The 9371-nt window shown below is 65.7% G+C and carries 10 protein-coding genes; 2 read left to right on the forward strand and 8 right to left on the reverse strand.

Annotated elements, in window-relative coordinates; translation table 11 throughout:
• Positions 1-685 (forward strand): bifunctional alpha/beta hydrolase/OsmC family protein (locus tag AC1D00_RS13535; RefSeq protein WP_477011009.1); only part of this gene is annotated, 685 nt, incomplete at its 5' end.
• Between the two features lie 9 nt (positions 686-694).
• Here the strand turns inward: AC1D00_RS13535 and pdxR are convergent.
• The gene (gene pdxR, locus AC1D00_RS13540; RefSeq protein WP_477011017.1) at positions 695-2125 is read right to left on the reverse strand and encodes a MocR-like pyridoxine biosynthesis transcription factor PdxR; all 1431 of its coding nucleotides are present in this window, start codon (positions 2123-2125) and stop codon (positions 695-697) included.
• A gap of 101 nt (positions 2126-2226) precedes the next feature.
• Here pdxR and AC1D00_RS13545 point away from each other — a divergent pair, with 101 nt between their 5' ends.
• Positions 2227-3141, forward strand: coding sequence for a DMT family transporter (locus AC1D00_RS13545; RefSeq protein ID WP_477011010.1), 915 nt, complete (start codon positions 2227-2229; stop codon positions 3139-3141).
• On the opposite strand, the gene AC1D00_RS13550 is transcribed toward AC1D00_RS13545, so the two are convergent.
• The 7 genes from AC1D00_RS13550 to paaC all read right to left on the reverse strand — a co-directional run.
• Positions 3120-4178 (reverse strand): YeeE/YedE family protein, encoded by a 1059-nt coding sequence (locus AC1D00_RS13550; protein WP_477011011.1) that lies wholly within the window; start codon positions 4176-4178, stop codon positions 3120-3122. The genes AC1D00_RS13545 and AC1D00_RS13550 overlap by 22 nt on opposite strands.
• Before the next feature lie 2 nt (positions 4179-4180).
• Positions 4181-5185, reverse strand: coding sequence for a quinone oxidoreductase family protein (locus AC1D00_RS13555; RefSeq protein WP_477011018.1), 1005 nt, complete (start codon positions 5183-5185; stop codon positions 4181-4183).
• Between the two features lie 52 nt (positions 5186-5237).
• The gene (gene paaK / locus AC1D00_RS13560; RefSeq protein WP_477011012.1) at positions 5238-6569 is read right to left on the reverse strand and encodes a phenylacetate--CoA ligase PaaK; all 1332 of its coding nucleotides are present in this window, start codon (positions 6567-6569) and stop codon (positions 5238-5240) included.
• Positions 6570-6601: 32 nt separating this feature from the next.
• On the reverse strand, positions 6602-7051 hold the full coding sequence (paaI, locus tag AC1D00_RS13565) for a hydroxyphenylacetyl-CoA thioesterase PaaI (RefSeq protein ID WP_477011013.1): 450 nt from the start codon (positions 7049-7051) through the stop codon (positions 6602-6604).
• A gap of 101 nt (positions 7052-7152) precedes the next feature.
• Positions 7153-8235: a 1,2-phenylacetyl-CoA epoxidase subunit PaaE gene (gene paaE / locus AC1D00_RS13570; protein WP_477011014.1), complete on the reverse strand. Its 1083-nt coding sequence runs from the start codon at positions 8233-8235 to the stop codon at positions 7153-7155.
• Between the two features lie 2 nt (positions 8236-8237).
• Positions 8238-8741 (reverse strand): 1,2-phenylacetyl-CoA epoxidase subunit PaaD, encoded by a 504-nt coding sequence (gene paaD, locus AC1D00_RS13575; protein ID WP_477011015.1) that lies wholly within the window; start codon positions 8739-8741, stop codon positions 8238-8240.
• Positions 8735-9371 (reverse strand): 1,2-phenylacetyl-CoA epoxidase subunit PaaC (paaC, locus tag AC1D00_RS13580; protein ID WP_477011016.1); only part of this gene is annotated, 637 nt, incomplete at its 5' end. The genes paaD and paaC, both read right to left, overlap by 7 nt.

Genomic DNA, 9371 nt, shown 5'->3' on the forward strand with positions numbered 1-9371 from the left:
GATCAAGGACGTCACCGGCCTGCACAAGGCGTTGCTGGTGATGCACTCGCCAGTCGACGACACCGTGGGCATCGACAATGCGACCAAGATCTTCGTCGCGGCCAAGCATTCCAAGAGCTTCGTCTCGCTCGACCACGCCGATCATCTCCTCACCAGGCCGGCCGACGCGCTCTATGCGGCCGACATGATCGCGGCCTGGGCAAGCCGCTACATCGAAGCCGCAAGGCCCGCCAAGGCGATCGATCTCGTCGAGGAGCCGCGCAAGGTGGTGGTGCAGGAGACCCGCAAGAGCAAGTTCAACCAGATCATCACCGTCGGGCCACATCATCTGGTGGCGGACGAGCCGGTCGCTGCCGGCGGCGAGGATGCCGGCCCCGGCCCCTATGACTTCCTGCTCGCAGGCCTCGGTGCCTGCACCTCCATGACCATGCGCCTGTATGCCGACCGCAAGTCGCTGCCGCTCGACCGCGTCACGGTCACGCTGAAACATTCCAAGATCTACGCCAAGGATTGCGCGGAGTGCGAGACGCGCGAGGGCATGCTCGACCAGATCGAGCGCGACATCGCGATGGACGGCGCGCTCGATGCCGAGCAGCGCAAGAAGCTGATGGAGATCGCCGACAAGTGTCCGGTGCATCGCACGCTGACCTCGGAGATCCGCATCGTGACCAAGGCCGTGGACTAGCGCTGCGCGCTAGAAGCACGATGCCATCGTCCGCACGGCGGCGCTGATCTCGTTCTCGCGCCATGCCGCAAAGCCGAGCAGCAGGCCGTGATCGCGCGGCCGGCCGAGCGCAAGGCTGGACAAGGCGCGCGTCTCGACCCCCGCTTCGACCAGCCGCTTGACCGCGGCCTGRTCAGCGCGACCGCGCTTGAGGCGCGCGACGAGCTGGATGCCGCCCGAGGGCACTTCGACCGTAAGCACCTCGCCAAGATGGCGCTCCAGTCCCTCGGCGAGATGATCGCGGCGTGCGTGATAGAGCCGGCGCATCCGGCGCAGATGCGCGAGGAAATGCCCGTCGGCAATGAACTCGGCCAGCGCTTCCTGAACATGGCTGGCAGCGATCAGTCCGATATGCCGCTGCGCGATCTCGAGGGTGCTGACCAGCGCCGGCGGCACGACGAGATAGCCGAGCCGGATATCCGAGGTCATCGCCTTCGAGAACGTACCGACATAGAAGACGCGGCCATGGGTATCGAGCCCCTGCAACGCCGGCACCGGCCGGCTGTCATAGTGGAATTCGCCGTCGTAATCGTCCTCCACGATCCAGGTCTTGCCGGGCTTGCTCATGCCCAAGAATTCGGTGCGGCGGGCCAGCGACATCAGCCGGCCGGTCGGATGCTGGTGCGAAGGCGTCATGAAGATCAGGGTTGGAGCCGCAAGGCCCGGCATCCGCTGCATGCCCTGCTCGTCCAGCCTGATGCCGGCCACGCGCGCGCCGGAGGCACGGAAGGCAGCCGCGGCTCCGGGATAGCCGGGATCCTCGACCCAGACCTCGTCACCTTGCGTGATCACGGCCGCCGCGATCAAAGTGAGCGCGGCCTGCGCGCTCGGCAGGATCATGATCTGGTCCGCCGTGGCGCGAACGCCTCTGCTGGTTGCCAAATAATGCGCCAGCGCCTCGCGCAGGCGCGGACGGTTGACGGGGCCAAGCTCGCGCCTGGCCGCACGCACGGCGCTGCGGCGCAGACAGCGGGCCCAGACCTCGTTCGGAAACTCCCTGAAATCGCCATGCCCCGGCCGCAGGGGTTTCAGCTGCGCCAGATAGGACATCGGCCAGTCCGCCTGCTTAAGCCTAGAGGCCCAGGGAGAGAGGCGCGGCGCGCCGGCGCGGACACGTGATGTCGCGGCGCCAGCTGCTTCGATACGCTCACCGCCGTCGACCGTCACGACCGGGCGCCGCCCGCGCGACGCAGCCAGATATCCTTCGGCGGCAAGCTGCTCGAACGCATAGGTCACGGTGTTGCGGGAGACGCCGAGATCGCTCGCAAGCTGTCGGCTCGACGGCAGCCCGCGGCCCCTGCCGATGCGGCCGCTTCCGATCAGCTCCCTGAGCTGGCTCGTCAGTTGAGCCATCAGCCCTTCCTCGCCGGTCCGCTTCAGCTCGATCAGGCCGGCGATCATCTCTTCTGAAACTGGCACCTTATTCCTTCACGATCTGGCACTTTTACTGGTGCCAGCCCGGATGCTATCCGCCAGGCCGGACTGCTTCAAGGATCTCCGAAATGAACTCCCTGTCACCCCGTGCCGCCGTCGGCCTGTTCCTCATCGTCGTGCTGGCCTGGGGCGTGAACTGGTCGGTGACGAAGCAGCTCGTCCAGTTCCTCTCCCCGCTGTGGGCTTCAGCGATCCGGAGCTGGATCGCGCTGGCCGGACTGTTCGTGATCCTCGGACTGAGCAACAATCTGGTGATCCCGGAGCGGCGCGACATTCCTGTGGTCCTGAGCGTCGCGCTGCTGCACATGACGGTGTTCTCGGTCCTGGTTGCGGCTGGTGTGCGCTTCCTGCCCGCGAGCAAGGCCATCGTGCTCGGCTACACCACGCCGCTCTGGGTCGCGATCGCAGCGCCCCTGCTCGCGAAAGATACACTGACCGCGCCCAAACTCGCCGGCGCGCTGCTTGGGTTGATCGGCCTTGCCGTGATTCTGAACCCGGCATCGATCGACTGGACCAATACCAACGTCGTGCTCGGCGCCGGCATGGTCATCCTGGCCGCGATCTCCTGGGCCGCGAACATCATCTATATTCGCGCGCATCGCTGGATCGCCTCTCCGCTCCAGCTGCTGATCTGGCAGGTACTCGTCGCAACGATCGTCCTGACTGTCAGCGCGACAATCGCGGACGGCCTGCCACACGCAGAATGGTCGTGGAGGCTCGTGCTCCTGTTCCTCTATTCCGGCCTGATCGGGACGGCGCTTGCCTATTGGGCGATGTCGATGGTCAACAAGAGCATCTCTGCGTTGACGACGTCGCTCGGCACCACGGCGACACCACTCGTCGGCATCGCCAGTGCGGCGATCCTGCTGGGCGAACCGATCGACATGAGCCTTGCTGTCGCGGCCGGACTGATCGTCGCCGGCATCGGCCTGGCAACGCTCGGGGATCGCCTGCTGCGCGGTCAGGCCATCGCGAGAGGTTGAACGCGCAGCACGCCGCGCAGGCCCGCCGTCGTACCGAGCAGGATGCCGGCGAGCGCAACGAACGAGCCCAGCGCCAGCGTCGACACGCCAGTCAATCCCTGTCCGATCGAGCAGCCGAACGCCATCACGCCGCCGATGCCCATCAGCGCGGCGCCGCTGCCTGAGCGCAGCATGTGGCGCGGCGATGAATAGCCTTCGAGCTTGAAGCGACCCGTAGCGAGTGCCGTCGCCAGACTGCCGGCGAAGACGCCGGCAACCGTCGCGATGCTGAAATTCAGCGTCAGGCCGGTCGAGAGCATGGCATATTGCAGGCTATCGGCGATCGGCGCGATGAAGGTGAGCGAGGTCACGGGGACGGGATTGAAGTCGTCGGCGCCGAGATAGCCGGTGACGAACCAACCGCTCGCAACGAGGACACCGACGATGACGCCCGCCGCGATCTGGCCCGGCGAACGGCGAAACACCGGATGGGCGAACGCGAACAGGATCAGGGCGACGACGATCCCGGCTGCGGCAATCGCCCGCGAGAGAGCTTCAGAGGGACCGAGCGCCGCCAGCAGCGACGGTAGCGAATTCGTGTTGACCGTGGTTTGCGAGGCCTGAACCAGCGCAATGCGCGCCGGCGCGATCAGGCCCTTGAGCGTCATCTGCGCGGCGATGGCGAGCACGATCACGACGACGAAGGAACGGAGATTGCCGCGGCCGAGCAGCACCAGCGCGCGCGAGCCGCAGCCGTTCGACAGCACCATGCCGTAGCCGAACAGCAGGCCGCCGAGGAACAGCACCGGCGCCGAGAAGGATTGTTGCAGGTAGATCGACTTGCCGAGATCGACGGCGCCGCTGCCGGCCAGGACCTGGCTCGCGGCGATCGCGACAGCAATCGCCAGCGCATAGGACCGCACCAGCCGGCCGTCTCCTTCGGCGAGGAATCCGCGCATGCTGCTCATCAGGCAGAAGCCGCTGAGCAGACCCACGGCGCCGTAAATGAACCCGATGACGAGGCCGGCGAGGATGACGAGTTGGGCGGACGAGTCCATGATTACGGCTTCAGGATCACGCGATCCCGCGAAGAGCCGGCGACCGCGACATACGCCTCCTTGGCGCGCTCCAGCGGATAGACGGCATTCGCCTTGATCGGAAACGGTTTCAGGTGACCGCTGGCGAAGCCGGGACCGAGGTCACGCAGCACCGCGCCTGTCGCCGTCGAAGACAGGCCGAGCGTATCGATGCCGACATAAGTGTGCTGCCCCCGATAGAACTCGAGGATGTTGAACTGCACGATGCGGTCGATCGCGGCGATCAGGATCTGGCGGCCGCGCAAGGCGAGCGACTTGTGCGCGGCCTGGAAATAGGGATCGCCGACCGTGTTGAAGACGATGTCGGCGCCCTTGCCGCCGGTCACTTCGCGCACACGCGCGGCAACGTCGGTGGCGGAGGCGTCGATCACCTCGATGGGCGCGTTGGCGTGGCCTTCATAAGCTTCCGCCTTGCGCACCACGCCGATGACGCGCGCGCCCCGCCAGGTCGCGATCTGCACCGCGGCCTGGCCGACCTTGCCGTTGACGCCGAACACCAGAACGGTCTCACCGGCCTTCGGCACGCCGGCGCGGCGAAAGCCTTCCATCGCTGTGACGAAGGGAACGCCGATGCCGGCAGCCTCCTCCCAGGACACCGTCCTGGGTTTCTCCACGATCGCGTCGAGCTCGACGACGAGGTGGCTGGCATGGGTGCCGTCGCGGCGGATGCCGAGATCGCCGGAGGAACCGAACACTTCGCGGCCGACCATGCCGGCCGGACCATCGATCACCACGCCGGCGTAATCGCGGCCCGGCGTGCGCGGGAATACGGCATAGGGCATCAGCCCGGTCGCGGCCTTCACGTCGGACGGATTGACGGCGGCGGCCTTCACCTCGATCAGGACATCGTTTGGACCGCGCGTGAGCCTCTGACGCTCGACAACCGGCGCAAGCGCGGCCGCGCTCTCGGCCTTGGCATTGAGGCGCACACAGCGCGCTTCGACGGCTTTGGTATCGGCTGGTGACATCGGAAAGACCCGCGATTTCTGGCGGGCCTTGTCGCCCTTACGGGTGGTCAAGTCAATCCTTCGGCCGCTTGTCGTAGAGGCGCCTGGCCTTGCCGAGCGAACGCTCCAGCGTGGCGGGCGCGACCACCCGCACATTGGAGCTGATGCCGATCGTGTTCTTGATGTGGGTCGCGATCCGGTCGGCATGGTCGACGAGACCGCGGCCGTCCCAGCTTTCGGGCCGTGCCTCGGCGATGATGGTCAGCTCGTCCATGCGGCCTTCGCGGGTCAATTCGAGGATGAAGTGGCCGCCGCACCAGTCGGTGGCGAGCAGCACCTCCTCGATCTGGGTCGGGRACAGGTTGACGCCGCGCAGGATGATCATGTCGTCCGAGCGGCCCGTCACCTTCTCCATGCGCCGCATGCCCGGCCGGGCCGTGCCCGGCAGCARCCGTGTCAGGTCGCGGGTGCGATAGCGGATCACCGGGAAAGCTTCCTTGGTGAGCGAGGTGAAGACCAGCTCGCCCTTCTCGCCATCGGGCAGCACCGCGCCCGTCTGGGGGTCGATCACTTCGGGATAGAAGTGGTCTTCCCAGATGTGCAGGCCGTCCTTGGTCTCGATGCACTCCTGCGCCACGCCGGGGCCGATCACCTCGGACAGGCCGTAGATGTCGGTCGCATCCATGTCGAAAGCGTCCTCGATCTCGCCGCGCATCGCATTGGTCCAGGGCTCGGCGCCGAAAATGCCGACCTTGAGCGAACACTGCCGCGGATCAAGCTTCTGGCGCTTGAACTCGTCCAGGATCGCCAGCATGTAGCTCGGCGTCACCGTGATGATGTCGGGGCGGAAATCGTTGATGAGCTGCACCTGCCGTTCGGTCATGCCGCCGGAGATCGGCACCACCGTGCAGCCGAGCTTTTCGGCGCCGTAGTGCACCCCGAGCCCGCCGGTGAAGAGGCCGTAGCCATAGGCGTTATGGATGATCATGCCGGTGCGGCCGCCGGCGGCGCGGATCGAACGCGCCATCACCTCCGACCATGTGTCGATATCGCGTTGGGTGTAGCCGACGACGATCGGCTTACCCGTCGTGCCGGAGGAGGCATGCACGCGCACCAGCTTTTCGCGCGGCACCGCGAACATGTTGAAAGGATAATTGTCGCGCAAATCCGTTTTCACCGTGAACGGAAACTTCGCGAGATCGGAGAGCTCGCGAAAGTCGGACGGGTGCACGCCGGCCTCGTCGAAGGCCTTGCGATAATGCGCGACGTTGTCGTACGCGTGCTTCAGCGACCAGCCCAGCCGCTGCTTCTGCAATGCCACGATCTCGTCACGCGAGGCGCGCTCATGCGCGTCCATCTCGGCACTATAGGTGGTGCCACCTTCCTTGAGCCTGGTCAGAGCCATCCTCGTTTCCCCACATTGGTCTGTTCTTTTCTTTATTGGTCTTGTGCCGGCAGCCACGTGCCGGGAATGACACGCGAATGCCCGCGGAATTCCGCGATGACGGTGTCGCCTGCGGTGACACGCACGTCGTAGATCCCCGAGCGGCCGCTGCGGCTGATCTCCCGCGCCTTCGCAATGAGCCGATCGCCGAGCTTGCCGGGCTTGATGAAGGTGATCTGGCCCTGCGCCGCGACCACACGCTCATTGTGCGAGTTGCAGGCAAACGCAAAGGCAGAATCTGCGAGCGTGAAGATGAAGCCGCCATGGGCGATGCGCTGACCGTTGACCATGTCCGGCCGCACCGTCATGGCCAGCGTCGCAAGGCCTGGACCGATCTCGACGATCTCCATGCCGAGACCTTTGGAGGCATCGTCCTCCGCCCACATCGCATCGGCGCAGGCGCGGGCAATATCCTCAGGCGACAGGGCGGCTTTGACGTTCACGCGCTTCTCCCGGCCAATTGCTTGCACATGATGTTCTGCTGGTTGGTTCAGGGTGTCAAATAATGCGACGCATTTGCATTGTTGGGCACTGATCCGCCTGATCAGACATGGTCATAGTCGACCACGACCCGCTCGGACGATGGCTTGGCCTGGCAGGTCAGGACGAAGCCGGCCTTCAGCTCCCACGGCTCCAGCGAATAGTTGATGTCCATTGGCGCCTCGCCCTCGACCAGCTTGGCGCGGCAAGTGGAGCACATGCCGCCCTTGCAGGCGAAGGGCAGATCGACGCCGGCGCGCAGCGCGGCATCGAGGATCGCTTCGTCCTCGGCGACCGGCACGTCGCGTCGCTTGCCGTCGATGATCAGCGAGGCGATCGCCTTCGGCGGCGCGTCGGCCGCAACGGCTTTCTTCGGCCGCGGCTTGCCGCCGAATTCCGAGACAAAGCGCTCGACGTGGATGCGCTCGTCCGCGATGCCGAGATCGCGGCAGGTCACCTCGATGTCCTCGCTCATGCCGAGGGGACCACAGATGAAGACGTGATCGATGCTAGCCGCCGGCACCAGCGAGCGCAGCAGCACCCTCACCTTGTCGCCGTTAAGCCGGCCATGCAGGATCGGGATGTCCTGCTCCTCGCCGGAGATGACGTGAAAGATCGAGAGGCGGTCGATGAACCGGTCCTTGAGCTCCTCGAGCGGCTCGAGGAACATGATGTTGTCGGTCGTACGATTGCCGTAGAACAGGAAGAAGCGGCTGGCCGGTTCGCGTGCGAGCACGCCCTTCACGATCGACAGGATTGGCGTGATGCCGGAACCTGCGGCAAAGCCGACATGGATCCGCCCCGTATCGGCCGGCGCGACCACGCCGAAGCGGCCCGTCGGCGTCATCACGTCGAGCTCGTCGCCGCATTTGAGTTCATCAGCGGCCCAGCTCGAAAACGCACCGCCATCGACCTTCTTCACCGCGATGCGGATCTCGCCATCGTCGGGGCCGGAGCAGATCGAATAGGAACGGCGCACCTCTTCACCGTCCAGCATCGTGCGGAGCGTGAGGTACTGCCCGGGCGTGAAAGCATAATCGCTGGCGAGTTCGCCGGGGATGGCGAAGGTCATCGAGATGGCGTCGGAGGCCTCGCGGCGGAGATCGTTGACGGCCAGGCGATGGAAACGCGGTGCGGCTGCTGACATGGTCAATGACACTTGAAGTAATCGAAGGGTTCGCGGCAGGCTTTGCAGCGCCACAACGCCTTGCAGGACGTCGAGCCGAATTCGGACAACAGCTCGGTCCTCGCAGAGCCGCATTGCGGGCACGCGACAGACTGCTCACCGAACAGCGCGCGGCGCGAGCTTGAGGCCTGCGGCGGCGCGATGCCGTAGGCGCGCAGCTTGCGGCGGCCCTCCTCGCTCATCCAGTCGGTGGTCCAGGCCGGCGACAGCACCGTGCGCACCTTTGAGCCGCGGAAGCCGGCGCGCTCCAGCGCGACCTCGATTTCGAGCGCGATCATGTTGATGGCCGGGCAGCCCGAATAGGTCGGGGTGATCGCGACCTCGACATGGTCGCCATCGAGCACGACATCGCGGAGCACGCCGAGATCGGCGATCGTCAGCACCGGGATTTCCGGATCGACCACGCCCGCCGCGGCATCCCAGGCGCGCTGGCGCAGATCGGCACCGCTCTCGAGCACCGTCACCATGTCTGCCCCGGGAAGGTACGCTGCATCGATTGCAGCTCCGACAGGAGATGGCCGAGATGCTCGCTATGCCGGCCCGCGCGGCCGCCCTGCTGCATCCAGTCGTTCTGCGGCAGCGTGAGCGTTGCTTCGCTGACGACATCGGAGAGCATCTGCAGCCAACGCCCGCGCAAGACACCCGGATCGATGGCGACACCCGCATGGATCAGGGCGCGTTCGCCGTCATCGACGGCAAACATCTCACCGGTGAAGGCCCAGAGATGGTCAATCGCGGCTTGCGCCCGTCGATGGCTCTCGTCCGTGCCGTCGCCGAGCCGGATGATCCATTCCGAGGCGTGGCGCAGATGATAGGCGCTCTCCTTCTCGGACTTGGCGGCGATGGCGGCGAGCGTCGTGTCGCGCGAGGCCATCATCGCGCGCCAGTAGAGGTCGGCGAAGGCCGAATAGAAGAACTGCCGCACCAGGGTCTGGGCGAAGTCGCCGTTGGGCTGCTCGACCAGCAGCAGATTGCGGTACTGCCTGATGTCGCGCAAGTAAGCGAGCTTGTCCTCGTCGTTGTCCTTGCCTTCGGTCTTGGCCGCATAGGTGTAGAGCTCGCGTGCCTGGCCGATGAGGTCGAGCGCGATGTTGGAG

Source organism: Bradyrhizobium sp. P2_E8 (assembly GCF_056403875.1).

What these genes read in the sequence shown, in the direction of transcription:
- AC1D00_RS13545 (WP_477011010.1), top strand. Translation starts at nt 2,227, where the DNA reads ATGAACTCCCTGTCACCCCGTGCCGCCGTCGGCCTGTTCCTCATCGTC.
- AC1D00_RS13550 (WP_477011011.1), bottom strand. Translation starts at nt 4,178, where the DNA reads ATGGACTCGTCCGCCCAACTCGTCATCCTCGCCGGCCTCGTCATCGGG.
- AC1D00_RS13555 (WP_477011018.1), bottom strand. Translation starts at nt 5,185, where the DNA reads ATGTCACCAGCCGATACCAAAGCCGTCGAAGCGCGCTGTGTGCGCCTC.
- paaE (WP_477011014.1), bottom strand. Translation starts at nt 8,235, where the DNA reads ATGTCAGCAGCCGCACCGCGTTTCCATCGCCTGGCCGTCAACGATCTC.
- paaD (WP_477011015.1), bottom strand. Translation starts at nt 8,741, where the DNA reads ATGGTGACGGTGCTCGAGAGCGGTGCCGATCTGCGCCAGCGCGCCTGG.